Raw genomic sequence first — 15,629 nt, forward strand, 5'->3', positions numbered from 1 at the left:
GATAACTTCGTTTGTTAAAACCAATTATTACTGTTAATTCATACAGTGTCTAGATAAAAAAGTGAATTTTTGCAGACCTGCTCGCAATTAGATATTTTCTATATACTTTTCAATCATTTGCAAAGCATTACAAATAGACTGATTTCTTACTTGGCTTCTATCGCCACTGAAATACACAGTAGTTACCTGTATAAGTTTGCCCTTTACAGCCAATCCAAAACAGACAGTGCCCACCGGCTTGGTTTCGGTCCCTCCGCCAGGGCCTGCAATTCCAGTAATAGAAACCGCCACTTGTGCGTTGGAATGTTCTAGCGCCCCCAACGCCATGGCTTTTGCAACCGGCTCACTCACTGCACCAAACTCATCGATTAGCGCTGCATCTACTCCAATCATCTCTTGCTTGGCTTCATTAGAGTAAGTCACAAAGGCGCGGTCAAACCAAGCCGAGCTACCAGCAATTTCAGTGATGGATTGCGCAACTCCCCCACCTGTGCATGACTCTGCGGTCGCCATCATCCAACCTTGCTTTTTAAGGAGTTCACCCACGTTTTTACTTAAAGTCAGTAAAGAAAGATCCGACATACCCTTTACCCTTGTTCTGCGATTCATTTATCCTAAGCCTCAACAAGATTAATGAAAAGAAATTCGCCCAGATATGTCGGTAAAATCCAAGCCTAAACACACCCCAATGATGCAACAGTACCTGCGCTTAAAAGCGGAGAATCCCGATATATTGTTGTTCTATCGTATGGGCGACTTCTATGAGTTGTTTTATGACGACGCTAAGCACGCCTCTCAACTGCTCGATATCTCACTCACCAAACGCGGAGCTTCTGCTGGAGAGCCAATTCCAATGGCGGGCGTACCCTTTCATGCTGTGGAAGGCTATCTGGCGAAACTGGTTCAGTTAGGTGAGTCTGTCGCCATCTGTGAACAAGTGGGTGATCCGGCTACCTCTAAGGGACCAGTCGAGCGCAAAGTTGTTCGCATAGTTACACCAGGCACAGTGAGTGATGAAGCGCTCCTCAGCGAGCGTGTTGATAACCTGATTGCCGCTATCTATGAGCACAATGGCAAATTTGGCTACTCTACTCTGGATATCACCTCTGGGCGATTCATGCTGAGCCAGCCAGAAACCGAAGAGGCGATGCTGGCCGAGCTTCAGCGTACCAACCCAAAAGAGCTTCTGTTTCCAGAAGACTTTGAGCAAGTGCGCCTATTTGAAGGACGTAACGGAAATCGTCGTCGCCCAAGTTGGGAGTTTGAACTGGCAACCGCCAAACAACAGCTCAATCAACAGTTCGGTACTAAGGATCTCATTGGTTTTGGCGTAGAACAAGCCGAGCGTGGTCTTTGCGCCGCTGGTTGTCTCATTCAATATGTAAAAGACACTCAGCGTACCGCACTCCCTCACATTCGCTCGCTGACTGTAGATAGACAAGATCACTCGGTTATCCTAGATGCCTCAACTCGTCGTAACCTAGAGCTAACGCAAAACCTAGCCGGTGATACGGATAACACCCTTGCAGAGGTGCTAGATCATAGCGCTACAGCCATGGGTAGTCGAATGCTCAAGCGCTGGCTACATCAGCCTACTCGAGACCTTGTCACCATCAACGAGCGCCTAGACTCCATCTCTGAGTTGATCGATAGCGGTCTTGCACAAGAGCTAAGCCCTACCCTTAAACAAATCGGAGATGTTGAGCGTATCCTTGCAAGACTTGCGCTTCGCAGTGCAAGACCACGCGATCTCGCGCGTCTTCGTAATGCACTGCAATTGCTACCAGAACTGGAAGCAAGTATCAGTGAAGTTAGTGCAGAGAGATTGCAGATGCTTCGCGATAATGCCAAGCCAATGCAGGAGCTGTGTGAGCTTCTAGAATCAGCCATTATTGAAAACCCGCCTGTAGTGATTCGTGATGGTGGTGTGATTGCACCTGGCTATAGTCAAGAGCTAGACCAATGGCGAGACTTAGCAAACGGCGCTACTGAATATCTCGAAAAACTTGAGACTGATGAGCGTGAGCGCCACGGTATCGACACCCTAAAGGTTGGCTACAATGCGGTACATGGTTTCTATATCCAAGTCAGCCGAGGTCAAAGTCACTTAGTTCCACCTTACTATGTTCGCCGTCAGACCCTAAAAAACGCTGAGCGCTATATCATTCCTGAGCTGAAAGAGCATGAAGATAAGGTACTTAATTCCAAATCCAAAGCCCTAGCGGTTGAAAAGCAGTTGTGGGAACAGTTGTTTGATCTACTGCTTCCACACCTTGAGCAGCTGCAATTAATGTCAGACGCCATCGCGCAACTAGATGTGCTACAAAACCTTGCAGAGCGGGCTGAAACCCTAGACTACTGCCGCCCAAGTCTAAGCAAGGAGATTGGCGTTTCTATCCAAAATGGCCGTCACCCTGTTGTTGAGCAGGTTCTTGATGCACCGTTTATTGCAAACCCAGTTGAGTTGGCTCCTGAGCGCAAGATGCTGATCATTACCGGCCCTAACATGGGTGGTAAATCGACCTATATGCGTCAAACCGCACTCATTGCGCTCATGGCTCATATTGGCTCATACGTGCCTGCCGAGTCCGCTCAAATCGGAACTCTAGATAGGATCTTTACCCGAATCGGAGCATCCGATGACTTAGCTTCTGGTCGTTCAACCTTTATGGTGGAAATGACAGAGACGGCTAATATTCTGCACAACGCTACCGAGAAAAGCCTAGTGCTGATGGATGAAATTGGTCGTGGCACCAGTACCTATGATGGCCTTTCTCTAGCTTGGGCAAGTGCAGAATGGTTGGCAAGTCAAATCAACGCTCTGACCCTATTTGCCACGCACTACTTTGAGTTGACCGAACTGCCAGCACAGATCAAAGGCCTAGCTAACGTGCACCTAGATGCGGTTGAACATGGAGATGAGATTGCCTTTATGCATGCAGTGCAGGAGGGTGCTGCTAGTAAGTCTTATGGTCTTGCCGTTGCTGCCCTTGCAGGTGTGCCTAAGTCGGTTATCAAGCAAGCGCGTCAAAAGCTGAGTCTTCTTGAGCAATTGAGTCACAGTGAACCGAAAGCTACCTCAAACTCACCTCAAGTGGATATTGCTAATCAATTAAGCTTGATCCCTGAACCAAGTGAAGTGGAACAAGCTATCGCCAATATCGACCCAGATGAGCTTACTCCGAGACAAGCTCTAGAAGAGCTGTATCGATTGAAGAAACTCCTATAACGCAAAAAGGCCAGCATATTGCTGGCCTTTGTTTTGTCTGCTTCTTATTCGCTATCGAAGTTAAATAGCGACTCCATATTCAAACCCTGTTTCAGCAGGATTTCACGCAGACGGCGTAGGCCTTCTACTTGGATCTGGCGAACACGTTCACGGGTTAGATTGATCTCGCGTCCCACCTCTTCCAGAGTGGATGGCTCATAGCCAAGCAGACCAAAGCGGCGGGCTAACACTTCTTTCTGTTTTGGGTTTAGCTCATCTAACCAATCGATAAGCGAGTGTTTGATATCCTCATCCTGAGTTGATACCTCTGGATCAGAGTTATTGATATCAGGAATAATGTCTAGCAGTGCCTTATCGCCGTCACCACCGATTGGGGTATCTACGGAGCTCACACGCTCATTCAGGCGAAGCATCTTGCTTACATCATCTACAGGCTTATCAAGTTGCTGTGCGATCTCTTCCGCTGTCGGCTCATGGTCGAGTTTCTGAGACAGTTCACGCGCGGTACGCAAGTAGATGTTTAGCTCTTTTACTACGTGAATAGGCAAACGAATAGTACGTGTCTGATTCATCAGTGCGCGTTCAATGGTCTGGCGAATCCACCAAGTTGCATAGGTTGAGAAACGGAAACCACGCTCTGGATCGAACTTCTCAACGGCACGAATAAGGCCAAGGTTACCCTCTTCGATGAGATCTAGTAGCGCTAGACCGCGATTGCTATAGCGACGGGAGATCTTCACCACTAGGCGAAGGTTACTCTCGATCATGCGTTTGCGAGCTGCTTCATCACCACGAAGGGCGCGACGGGCGTACAGAACTTCTTCTTCTGCAGTAAGGAGTGGGGAGAAGCCAATCTCACCCAAATAGAGTTGTGTTGCGTCTAGATTTTTCGCCGAGGCATCAAACTCTTCTTTTACCTCTGGCTCTTCGACTACACGCTCAAGCTCAACGCTAGCGACTTCCATTTCATCACTGTTTTGAGCCAAGTCTTCCACTTTTGCTGCTGTGTTATCCATACTCATAGCGCCTCCAATGGCTTGGCAGGTGGGGCATACATGCCGACAACCTTATTATGGTAAATATCTTTCCGGATTAACCGATTTCCCTTGATATCTAATCTCAAAATGCAACTTAACGCCGCTCGTTCCTGAGCTGCCCATGGTCGCTATCTTTTGGCCGGCCTTGACTGATTGTCCTTCTTGGACGAGGAGGGTGTCGTTGTGTGCGTAGGCACTGAGATAATCATTGTTATGTTTTACGATAACCAGATTACCGTAACCTCTTAGCGCACTACCCGAATAAACGACACTACCGCTTGCTGTCGAGACGACCGCTTGACCTCTCTGCCCTGCTATATCTATGCCCTTTTCCCCTGTATCGAATTTGTTGACTACACGTCCTTTGGTAGGCCAAACCCATGAGGAGACTGGTTTGCTTGCAGAGCTAGAAGTTGCGACCTTGTTAACATTTTGTTTAGCACCAACATACTCCTTTGTTGGTTGCGGATCAACCTTGGTGTTAGCACTTTTTTGAGAAGCCGTGGAAGTTTTTGTTTGGGTCGAGCTTGGTTGGCTATTATTGGTTTTCGCAATCGCCGTACCTCCACCGCCAATATAAGACGGGGTATCGTCTTGATAGTGTGGATACCAGAGTTTTATCTTCTGGCCGATGCGAAGGGTATAAGGTGGCTTTAACTCATTGAATCGGATGAGTTTATTGACGTCACGTCCAGTTATATAAGCGATGTAGTACAAGGTATCTCCCTTGTTTACCACATAGAAACTGCCTCTATAACTTCCTTTGTCTACGCTACGATAGTCGCGCTTGCCACTCATCGATGAGGGAGCACATCCAGCTAGAAGCACTCCCAAGCAGACAGCCACAACACTCGGCCAATACCTCTTCATAGGGTTAAGCTAACTCTCCATGTACTAAAGGAACGAACCTGACATCCTCTATAAAGTGCGATTCAATTCCCGATTCCGTTTTTACAATCTTAAACAAGCGCTGGTGTTCTTCGCCAACCGGGATGATTAACGTACCACCAACATTAAGCTGTTCTACCAATGCAGCTGGCACCTCAGCCGCAGCTGCTGTAACAATAATAGCGTCATATGGTGCATTCGCCTTCCAGCCAAGCCAGCCATCCGTGTGCTTGGTAGAGACGTTGTATATGTCTAAGCGTGATAGACGACGCTTGGCATCCCATTGCAAGGCCTTGATTCGCTCCACCGAGTAAACTTTTTCTACCAACTGCGACAGTATCGAGGTCTGATAGCCAGAGCCTGTACCTACCTCTAAGACCTTGCTTTTGTAATCAAGTTCTAAAAGCTCTGTCATTTTTGCAACGATATATGGCTGAGAGATGGTTTGCCCACAGCCTATTGGCAGTGCATTGTTATCGTACGCCTGATGGCGCATTGCCTCTGACAAGAACTGATCACGAGGAATGCGGGCAATGGCATCCAATACCTTCTGATCTTGAATGCCTAGGTGTCTTAATTGTTCTGATAGTCTCTGTGCTTGATACAGGGCCATTCGTTACCTTTCTAACCAAGCCTTCATCGAAGGCAGAGATTCATGTGCAGTAAGGTCTACCTGAAGAGGGGTTACCGATACCTGACCTTGCTCGATAGCATAAAAATCCGTACCGTGCCCCGCGTCCTGCTCTTTACCCGGAGGACCAAGCCAATAGATCTGCTGACCGCGAGGGTCGAGCTGCTTGATCATATTTTCAGCATGATGGCGAGCCCCAAGGCGAGTGACCTCTGTAGTGCCCAGCTCCTCGAACGGCACATCCGGTACGTTTACGTTAATCAATCGGTTGGTAGGAATAGGGTTACTTCTGTGCTGCAAGACTAATTCTCTAGCGATGCGCGCAGCAGTATCAAAATGGGTTTTACCAACCAAAGAAATCGCAATTGCCTGCACGCCAAGGAAATGTCCTTCCATAGCTGCAGCTACCGTACCTGAATAAAGCACATCGTCGCCTAGGTTAGCACCGTGATTGATACCACTTAGCACTAAGTCTGGATAGTCATCTTTCATCAGTTCGTTTAAGGCGAAGTGGACGCAGTCGGTCGGGGTGCCTTGAACGGAAAATACGTTGGGTTTTATCTCGTTAACTCGAAGTGGGCTCTCAAGGGTCAAAGAGTTAGACGCACCGCTGCGGTTTCTGTCAGGAGCAACAACCACTATCTCCGCGATATCTTTTAGGGCATTTGCCAGTGTCTGAATACCCTCAGCATGAACCCCATCATCGTTACTTATTAAGATCTTCATGCTGATTTGTTCTCTTGATTATATTCGCGCTCGAATGGAATCTCTTCAATTACTTCTCTGAAGATAGAAGTCGCGAAGTTACCTGAAGAAAGCCAGAAACAGACCTTTACCTCATCTTGCTCAGCACTCCAGCTCAAATCTGTTGGATGCAAGCTTATCTCACGACGATCATGGCGCATGCGATTACCACGAATAAGTGCCATTAGGTCTGGTTCAGAATCCACCACCTCTTGCTCAAGAGCACGCGCTGCCACTTGAGTAGGCAACTCATTATCACCGGCAAGGGTTGCTGTAATCGCATCGAATTCCTGTTCAAAAGGCTGCGGCTTACCATTTAGCATAACTATGTCGCCTTCGATTGGCGTAGCAAAACAGCTTTGCTCAATACGGTTAGAGACAATCTGGTTGAAGATCCATGAGCGAGCGGCAGATAGGTATAGGCTGCGCTTATTTTGATTACGAGTTCGAACGTTCTCACGCCCCCAACGACCAGCCTCAGAAACATTATTACCATTGCGACCAAAACGCTGCTCACCGTAGTAATTTGGTACACCCAGCTCAGATACCTTCTGCAGGCGAGATTCTACCTCAGTGATATCGCTAACCTCGGTCAAGGTGATCTCAAAGAAATTACCTTGCAGGTCACCTGGGCGAAGCTTTTTGTTGTGACGACTAGATTCTAGGATTTCTACACTAGGGTGGAGCTTGGAAAACAAGCTCAAATCAGGCACATCGCCCTTTGGCAGATGAACACTGAGCCACTGCTCAGTAACCGCGTGGCGATCCTTCAGGCCAGCCCAGCTTACATCCTTAGACTTTACACCGAGGAACTTAGCAAGCTCATTGGCAACAAAACTGGTGTTCTCACCTGTTTTGCGAATTTTTAGCATCAGGTGTTCCCCTGAGCCTGTAAACTCAAAGCCTAGATCTTCCTTTACAATAAAATGCTCAGGTTCAACCTTAAGCTTGGCTTTGGCACTTGGCTTACCGTGCAGGTAAGCGAGATGGTTGAGAATATCGCTCATAAAACTCTTAGTTATTCTTTGTGATAAGGACTACGGCCTCGACCGCAATACCCTCTTTTCGACCAGTAAATCCGAGACGCTCGGTAGTGGTCGCTTTAACATTGATCTGGCTAAGCTCAGCATTGAGGTCTTCAGCAATCGCCTGACGCATAGATTCAATATGCGGCGCCATCTTTGGCGCTTGAGCCATAATGGTCACATCTAGGTTACCGAGTAGATACCCTTCTTCTAAAACCCTGCGATAAACATCTTTTAGAAGCTCACGACTGTTTGCGCCCTTCCACTTGTCGTCAGTGTCTGGGAAGTGATGACCAATATCACCGGCCGCTATTGCGCCCAACAGAGCATCACATACCGCATGAAGCGCCACATCACCGTCTGAGTGTGCTAGCAAGCCTTGCTCATAAGGGACGGCAACGCCACCTATAATAACCGGACCCTCGCCACCAAATTTATGTACGTCAAAGCCGTGTCCGATACGAATCATGCTTGCTCCTGTTGAGATAGATAAAATTTCATCAATGCAAAGTCCTCAGGTTGAGTGACCTTGATGTTGTCCGCACGGCCTTCCACTAGAGCCGGATATTCTCCGAGTAGCTCCATAGCCGAGGCCTCATCTGTGACTAGTTGATTTTGGTCCAGTGCCGAGCGCAATGCCAGACGTAAGGCCTCACAATCAAACATTTGTGGCGTCAGTGCGTGCCAAAGATTAGCGCGAGAAACAGTAGATTTGATGTTTGCAGCCTCATCTGAGCGCTTCATCGTATCCTTCACCTTACAGGCAAGAATAGCCCCCACAGAGTGTGCTTCTGCCTTCTCCATCAAGGCTGTCAGGTCATTCAACTGAAAGTTAGGTCTAGCTGCGTCATGCACCAGAACCTTGCCTTGATAGCTGTGTTGATTAAGGTGCTCGAGTGCGTTTAGCACGGTATCGCAGCGCTCTTTACCGCCAAGTACTTGAGTCACCTTAGGGTTATCCGACAAAGAGGTTTGAGAGAAGTAATCGTCAGATGCACTGATTGCGGCTATCACCTCATCAATCTGAGGATGAGCAAGCAAGCGCTCAACGGTATGTTCTAGGATGGTTTTGCCCAGTAGGGACAAGTATTGCTTGGGTTTATCTGCCTGCATACGACTGCCGATACCGGCTGCAGGAACTATAGCGATATACTTATTCAAATTAGGAACCGTTTTAGGGTTATTCGGAATCAATTATACGGTAGAAGGTTTCGCCCTTCTTCACCATACCAAGCTCGTTGCGAGCTCTTTCCTCGATAGCGTCCAAGCCTTGACGCAGGTCGTCTATCTCGGCAAACATCTCGTCATTACGCTTTTGCAATTCAGCGTTGACCGAGCTTTGCACCGCAATCTCATCTTGTACTTGTCTTAGTTCACTGATGCCGTTTTTACCAAACCACAAATCGGCCTGAAGCCAAACCAGCAACCCAAACAGTATGACGGAGAAAACACGCACTTGCCCAAATCCTTCTAGATGTAACTGCGCTATTTATAACACAATTCCGGTGGTATCAGTCAGAAAAACTTAGTTGCCGGAAAACAAATGGGGGAGATTGGAGGGTAAGAAGATCCTCGATAGGAGCACTCGAGGATGACGTTTGTTTCGATTGCTTTTAGCAACAAGCAAATAAAAAAGCGCCCCACCTAAGTGGAGCGCTCTAAAAAGCTTAGTGCTTATAATTCGAAGTAGTTGCTGTTGTAGCTAGGCGACAATTAGGTTTTTGCTCCTGAGCATAGGTAACTATGTAATGGAGAAAAACCTAAGCAGTCAACAACGCTACGGCTGCAAATACGAAGAATTATTGGCCTTTAACTTCTTTTAGACCGTTGTAAGGAGCACGCTCACCTAGAGCTTCCTCGATACGGATAAGTTGGTTGTACTTAGCAACACGGTCAGAACGGCTCATAGAACCAGTCTTGATTTGACCTGCAGCTGTACCTACCGCTAGGTCAGCGATAGTTGCATCTTCAGTTTCGCCAGAACGGTGAGAGATTACAGCTGTGTAACCTGCGTCTTTAGCCATCTTGATTGCAGCTAGAGTCTCAGTTAGAGAACCGATTTGGTTGAACTTGATTAGGATAGAGTTAGCTACGCCTTTCTCGATACCTTCAGCAAGGATCTTAGTGTTAGTAACGAATAGGTCGTCACCTACTAGTTGAAGCTTGTCACCTAGCAGTTCAGTTTGGTGCTTGAAGCCATCCCAGTCAGACTCGTCTAGACCGTCTTCGATAGAAACGATTGGGAATTGGTTAGCTAGCTCAGCTAGGTAGTGGTTGAACTCTTCAGAAGAGAAAGTCTTACCTTCGCCTTTCATGTTGTAGATGCCAGCTTCTTTGTCGAAGAACTCAGATGCTGCACAGTCCATAGCAAGAGTAACGTCTTTGCCTAGCTCGTAACCAGCAGCTGCAACAGCTTCTGCGATAACTTCTAGAGCTTCAGCGTTAGACTTAAGGTTAGGAGCGAAACCACCTTCGTCACCAACTGCAGTGCTGTAGCCTTTAGACTTAAGAACTTTAGCTAGGTTGTGGAATACTTCTGCACCGATACGTAGACCTTCTTTAAGAGTCTTAGCACCAACTGGTTGGATCATGAACTCTTGGATGTCAACGTTGTTATCAGCGTGCTCACCACCGTTGATGATGTTCATCATTGGTAGAGGCATAGAGAATTGACCAGCAGTGCCGTTTAGCTCAGCGATGTGCTCAAATAGTGGCATGCCTTTAGCAGCTGCAGCTGCTTTAGCGTTCGCTAGAGATACAGCTAGGATAGCGTTCGCACCGAACTTAGACTTGTTTTCAGTACCGTCTAGGTCGATCATCACTTGGTCGATAGTAGCTTGGTCTTTAGCATCTTTGCCAGTTAGAGCAGTAGCGATTTCGCCGTTTACAGCTTCAACAGCTTTAAGAACACCTTTACCTAGGAAACGAGCTTTGTCGCCGTCACGTAGCTCAAGAGCTTCACGAGAACCAGTAGATGCACCAGATGGAGCAGCTGCCATACCAACGAAACCGCCTTCTAGGTGTACTTCCGCTTCTACAGTTGGGTTACCACGAGAGTCGATGATTTCACGACCTAGAACTTTAACGATCTTAGACATTAATGTTTCCTCTTATTTTCCAAATTTAAATGTCAATATTTTAAAGGTGCCCTACGCGCTCTTTCAGACACCTAAATCCTTTACTTACTTGAGTTCGCCACGCTGGAATTCACCAGCTGCTTTTACGAAACCTGCGAACAGCGGGTGGCCATCGCGAGGAGTCGAAGTGAACTCTGGGTGGAACTGAGCCGCTACAAACCATGGGTGTGCAGGGTTCTCGATAACTTCCACCAGCTTTTTGTCCGCCGACAAGCCAGATACTTTCAGACCAGCTTTTTCGATCAGAGGACGCAAATTGTTGTTAACCTCGTAGCGGTGACGGTGACGCTCATGGATCTTCGCGCTACCGTATAGCTCATATGCTTTAGTCCCTTTCTCAAGGTGACATAGCTGAGAGCCAAGGCGCATTGTTCCACCTAGGTCAGACGTTTCGGTACGTTCTTCAACTTTACCTTCGCCGTCTACCCACTCGGTGATCAAGCCTACCACAGGGTTTTTGGTCTCTTTGTTAAATTCTGTTGAATGTGCACCCTCTAGACCAGCAACGTTACGAGCGTACTCAATAAGCGCTACCTGCATACCTAGACAGATACCAAGGTAAGGAAGTTTGTTCTCACGTGCATATTTCGCCGCAAGGATCTTACCTTCAACACCACGGTCACCGAAGCCACCTGGAACTAGGATAGCGTCTAGACCTGCTAGTGCTTCATCGCCTTTGCTCTCAACATCCTGAGAGTCTACGTATTTAATATTAACGTTTAGGCGGTTTTTCAAGCCTGCGTGCTTAAGTGCTTCGTTAACAGACTTATATGCATCTGGTAGTTCGATGTACTTACCAACCATACCGATAGTCACGTCACCAGTTGGGTTCGCTTCTTCGTAGATTACCTGTTCCCACTCAGATAGATCTGCTTCTGGTGCATTGATGCCAAAGCGAGTACATACAAGGTCATCCAAACCTTGAGACTTGATAAGTTGAGGGATCTTGTAGATAGAATCTACGTCCTTCATCGAGATAACTGCTTTCTCAGACACGTTACAGAACAGAGCAATCTTCTTACGCTCGTTCGCTGGGATCATGCGGTCGCTACGACATACTAGGATGTCAGGCTGGATACCGATAGAAAGAAGTTCTTTAACTGAGTGCTGGGTTGGCTTGGTCTTAACTTCACCCGCTGCCGCTAGGTAAGGAACTAGCGTTAGGTGCATGAACATAGCGCGCTCACGGCCTAGCTCAACTGCAAGCTGACGAATCGCTTCCATGAAAGGTAGAGATTCGATATCACCAACGGTACCACCAACCTCAACGATCGCTACATCGTGGCCTTCAGAGCCTTTGATTACGCGGTCTTTGATTGCGTTAGTGATATGTGGAATTACTTGGATAGTGGCACCTAGATAGTCACCACGACGCTCTGCTGCAAGAACGTCTGAATAAACACGACCTGCTGTAAAGTTGTTACGCTTGGTCATCTTGGTGCGAATGAATCGCTCATAGTGACCAAGGTCAAGGTCAGTTTCAGCGCCATCTTCCGTGACGAACACTTCACCATGCTGAGTCGGGCTCATAGTACCCGGGTCAACGTTGATGTAAGGGTCAAGCTTCATCATGGTCACTTTAAGACCACGAGCTTCAAGAATAGCTGCTAGCGATGCCGCTGCAATACCTTTACCTAGAGAGGATACAACCCCGCCAGTAACAAAAATGTAATTTGTCGTCATGTTTAACCTGAAATTGGTTGAATGAGGGAAATGGATTTCTTCTGGACGGGATGAAAATATACCAGAAGCCCCTTATCGCCACAACGTGAAACTTATCACACGCATTTGATTTATTTTTTGCTTCAAATCAATTCACAATCTTATCACTAATTCGACTCTTCGTTTTTTACCTGATTCCATAGGTTATCGAGGTAATCTAGATCACATTCTGCCAGTTCTCGCCCATTTTGCGCCACCTTCTGCTCCACACCACGAAAACGTCGTTCAAATTTCACATTGGCTTTGCTCAGCGCAGATTCAGGATTGCACCCTAGATGTCTGGCAAGATTAACCGTAGCAAAGAGTAGATCCCCCATCTCCTCTTCTACTTTTTCTTGCTTAACAGGCACAGCGAGCGCCTCGTCGACCACCTCTTGGACTTCCTCATGAACCTTGTCAACTACAGGGCCGAGGCTATCCCAATCAAAGCCAAACTTAGCACAGCGCTTCTGAATCTTGTCTGCTCGGCTAAGGGCCGGCAGAGACTTAGGTACAGAGTCTAGAATACTTTCTTCAACTTTGCCCATGCGCGCTTTTTCTTTGGCTTTTTCTCGCTCCCAGTTCTCAGAAACTTCTTGTTCTGATACAAACTCCTGCTCACTGAACACGTGTGGATGACGACGTACAAGTTTTTCGTTCACCTGCTCGACCACCTCTTGAAAATCGAATAGTCCTTCTTCCTTGGCGAGTTGTGAGTAGAAGATCACCTGAAACAACAAATCCCCCAACTCTTCCTTCAGGTTGCTCCAATCTTGGTTGTGAATGGCATCCACTACCTCATAGGTTTCTTCTATAGTGTGCGGCACAATAGTGTCGAAAGATTGCTTCAGATCCCACGGACAGCCGTCCTTCGGATCGCGCAATTTAGCCATGATATCTAGGAGTTGCTGGATTGGAGTAGACATATTCTTTCCTATAAAAATCAAGCCCCTGAGTTAGGGGCTTGTCGGTTTTTCTATTTTAGACGCTTCACTGAGATGACGTCTTTTATCTGTTCGATTCGCGACTGCAGTCGACTGCTGATATCTATGTTATTCACCTCGATATCCATGTCCATAATCGACATCTGACGTTTGTGGTCTATGCGGGCACGCATGTTAGCGATCTTAAGCTTTTCATTGGTGATAAGGGTCGAGATATCCTTCAACAGGCCGCTACGCTCAAGCGCTTCGATACGTAGAGTCAGGATAAATGAGCCCACAAAGCCACTGCCCCACACCGTATCTATGATTCGCTCTGGCGCATGCAATCTCAGTTCATTTAACTGAACACAATCACTTCGGTGCACCGAAATACCTCGCCCTTGAGTGATATATCCGCTGATGTTATCGCCCGGAATCGGCTGACAGCAACGCGCCAGATGAGTCATAAGGTTATCGACCCCTTCAACCACTACCGCATCTTTGTTCGGCTTAGCCTGCATCGGTTGGTCTGATTCTGAAGACTGGAGTTTTTCCAGAGCCTGCTGGTCTTCCTCTTCCGCAGTCGGTTTATTCACCAGAGCGTTGATGTGGTTCACCACCTGGTTGATACGAATATCACCACTACCTACACCGGCATACAGCTCATCTGCAGTGTTGACGTTAAAGCGCTTCATCGCATAAACGTCCGCATCCTTCAGAGTTGCCCCTATCTTGGATAGTTCAGATTCAAGGATATCCTTGCCCGCCTCGATATTCTTCTCGCGGCTCTGCTTTCTAAACCAAGCATTGATCTTAGCGCGCGCACGACCTGAATGTACAAAGCCTAGCGATGGGTTTAGCCAGTCTCGAGATGGGTTGGGCTCTTTAGCCGTAATAATCTCTACCTGGTCGCCCATCTCAAGTTTGTGGGTAAACGGTACGATACGACCGCCTACCTTAGCGCCGATACAGCGGTGTCCCACCTCTGAGTGAATATGGTAAGCAAAGTCTAGAGGCGTCGCCCCCATAGGTAGGTCAACGACATCGCCACGCGGAGTAAAGGCATAGACACGGTCATCAAACACCTGACTGCGAAGCTCATCCAGCATTTCACCAGAGTCTGACATCTCTTCTTGCCAATCCAGAAGCTTACGTAGCCAAGTGATCTTCTCATCATAACCACTGCGGCCACCCGAACTGCCCTCTTTGTACTTCCAGTGAGCAGCAACACCCAGTTCCGAATCCTCATGCATCTGCTTGGTACGGATCTGGATTTCAATGGTCTTGCCTTCTGGGCCAAGCACCACGGTATGGATAGATTGATAACCGTTTGGCTTAGGGTTTGCCACATAGTCATCGAACTCACTTGGCAGGTGCTTATATTTGGTATGCACCACACCCAGAGCGCCATAACAGTCTTGCAGTTGGTCAGCGATGATACGCACCGCTCGCACATCGAAGAGCTCGTCAAAGGCCAGTTTCTTCTTCTGCATCTTTCGCCAAATACTGAAGATATGCTTAGGGCGACCGCTTACCTCTGCCTTGATGTTGGACTTACCCATCTCAAGCTCGAGGTCATCCACAAAGTCTTTGATGTATTTTTCGCGGTCGATACGGCGCTCAGCCAATTGCTTGGCGATCTTCTTGTAGATATCTGGATGTTGATAACGGAAGGCATAGTCTTCTATCTCCCACTTAAGCTGACCTATACCAAGTCGGTTCGCCAGTGGCGCATAGATATTGGCGCACTCTTTAGCAACGCGCTGACGCACCTCGATAGGTGCATTTTTTACTTCACGAAGATTACAGATACGCTCGGCAAGTTTGATAACCACGCAGCGGAAGTCATCTACCATAGCCAGTAGCATTCGACGCACGTTATCCACTTGACCGGAAGCGCCAGAGCCATCGAGAGAGGAGTTCAGCTGACCAATGGCCGCCATTTCTTCCACACCTTCGATAAGCTTCATGATCTCCTGTCCGTAGCGCTCTTTAAGCTCTTCGGCATCGAATAGGCCACTGGACACAACTGGAAACAGCATCGCGGCCTGAAGGGTTGCGCGGTCCATCGACAGAGTAATCAAAATCTCTATCATCTCGCGACCACGCCAGAGCAGTAGCTCTTTGCGTTCATGTCCGACAAGCATCTCCTGACACTCACCGTACAGCTTCTTAAGTTTATTCTCTGTCTTCTGTCCTTGGTGAAGACTATCTACCCAGCGCTCGAGGTTAAACTCTTCGTCTTTGTTGATATGCGCACTGCGTATTGCAACCATATTTCTTCCCTAAAATCTTGCTCTGATTACCTTTGCGG

General features: G+C 47.7%; 14 protein-coding genes. 1 reads left to right on the forward strand and 13 read right to left on the reverse strand.

Translation table 11 applies throughout. The features are described from left to right. Positions 1 to 87: 87 nt before the first annotated feature. Positions 88 to 582 carry a CinA family protein gene (locus tag Pcarn_RS11410; protein ID WP_261833988.1) on the reverse strand — a complete coding sequence of 165 codons (495 nt, stop codon included), beginning with the start codon at positions 580 to 582 and terminating at the stop codon, positions 88 to 90. A gap of 73 nt (positions 583 to 655) precedes the next feature. Here Pcarn_RS11410 and mutS point away from each other — a divergent pair, with 73 nt between their 5' ends. Continuing rightward, positions 656 to 3,229, forward strand: coding sequence for a DNA mismatch repair protein MutS (gene mutS, locus Pcarn_RS11415; RefSeq protein ID WP_261833989.1), 2,574 nt, complete (start codon positions 656 to 658; stop codon positions 3,227 to 3,229). A gap of 44 nt (positions 3,230 to 3,273) precedes the next feature. Here the strand turns inward: mutS and rpoS are convergent, their stop codons facing one another. The 12 genes from rpoS to relA all read right to left on the reverse strand — a co-directional run bounded on the left by rpoS (position 3,274) and on the right by relA (position 15,591). After that, the gene (gene rpoS / locus Pcarn_RS11420; RefSeq protein WP_261833990.1) at positions 3,274 to 4,251 is read right to left on the reverse strand and encodes an RNA polymerase sigma factor RpoS; all 978 of its coding nucleotides are present in this window, start codon (positions 4,249 to 4,251) and stop codon (positions 3,274 to 3,276) included. A 48-nt stretch (positions 4,252 to 4,299) separates the two neighbouring features. Beyond that, positions 4,300 to 5,136, reverse strand: a complete 837-nt coding sequence (locus Pcarn_RS11425) for a peptidoglycan DD-metalloendopeptidase family protein (protein ID WP_261833991.1) — start codon at positions 5,134 to 5,136, stop codon at positions 4,300 to 4,302. Between the two features lie 4 nt (positions 5,137 to 5,140). Beyond that, positions 5,141 to 5,767 (reverse strand): protein-L-isoaspartate(D-aspartate) O-methyltransferase, encoded by a 627-nt coding sequence (locus Pcarn_RS11430; RefSeq protein ID WP_261833992.1) that lies wholly within the window; start codon positions 5,765 to 5,767, stop codon positions 5,141 to 5,143. Positions 5,768 to 5,770: 3 nt separating this feature from the next. After that, a complete protein-coding gene (surE, locus tag Pcarn_RS11435) occupies positions 5,771 to 6,511 on the reverse strand; it encodes a 5'/3'-nucleotidase SurE (protein ID WP_261833993.1) in 741 nt (246 codons plus the stop codon). Further along, positions 6,508 to 7,536, reverse strand: coding sequence for a tRNA pseudouridine(13) synthase TruD (truD, locus tag Pcarn_RS11440; protein ID WP_261833994.1), 1,029 nt, complete (start codon positions 7,534 to 7,536; stop codon positions 6,508 to 6,510). The genes surE and truD overlap by 4 nt, the downstream gene beginning before the upstream one ends. A gap of 7 nt (positions 7,537 to 7,543) precedes the next feature. Beyond that, entirely contained in the window at positions 7,544 to 8,023 is a 480-nt protein-coding gene (ispF, locus tag Pcarn_RS11445; RefSeq protein ID WP_261833995.1) for a 2-C-methyl-D-erythritol 2,4-cyclodiphosphate synthase, read from the reverse strand. After that, complete coding sequence (ispD, locus tag Pcarn_RS11450; protein ID WP_261833996.1) at positions 8,020 to 8,715, reverse strand: 2-C-methyl-D-erythritol 4-phosphate cytidylyltransferase; 696 nt, start codon at positions 8,713 to 8,715, stop codon at positions 8,020 to 8,022. Before ispD ends, ispF begins: the two co-directional genes overlap by 4 nt. A gap of 19 nt (positions 8,716 to 8,734) precedes the next feature. After that, positions 8,735 to 9,010 carry a cell division protein FtsB gene (ftsB, locus tag Pcarn_RS11455; protein WP_261833997.1) on the reverse strand — a complete coding sequence of 92 codons (276 nt, stop codon included), beginning with the start codon at positions 9,008 to 9,010 and terminating at the stop codon, positions 8,735 to 8,737. A gap of 343 nt (positions 9,011 to 9,353) precedes the next feature. Beyond that, positions 9,354 to 10,652, reverse strand: coding sequence for a phosphopyruvate hydratase (gene eno, locus Pcarn_RS11460; RefSeq protein WP_261833998.1), 1,299 nt, complete (start codon positions 10,650 to 10,652; stop codon positions 9,354 to 9,356). Between the two features lie 84 nt (positions 10,653 to 10,736). After that, entirely contained in the window at positions 10,737 to 12,374 is a 1,638-nt protein-coding gene (locus Pcarn_RS11465) for a CTP synthase (RefSeq protein WP_261833999.1), read from the reverse strand. 146 nt (positions 12,375 to 12,520) lie between these two features. After that, positions 12,521 to 13,318 (reverse strand): nucleoside triphosphate pyrophosphohydrolase, encoded by a 798-nt coding sequence (mazG, locus tag Pcarn_RS11470; RefSeq protein ID WP_261834000.1) that lies wholly within the window; start codon positions 13,316 to 13,318, stop codon positions 12,521 to 12,523. Positions 13,319 to 13,368: 50 nt separating this feature from the next. Beyond that, complete coding sequence (gene relA / locus Pcarn_RS11475) at positions 13,369 to 15,591, reverse strand: GTP diphosphokinase (protein WP_261834001.1); 2,223 nt, start codon at positions 15,589 to 15,591, stop codon at positions 13,369 to 13,371. Between the last annotated feature and the right edge of the window lie 38 nt (positions 15,592 to 15,629).

It is taken from the genome of Vibrio ishigakensis, assembly GCF_024347675.1.
Lineage (GTDB): Bacteria > Pseudomonadota > Gammaproteobacteria > Enterobacterales > Vibrionaceae > Vibrio > Vibrio ishigakensis.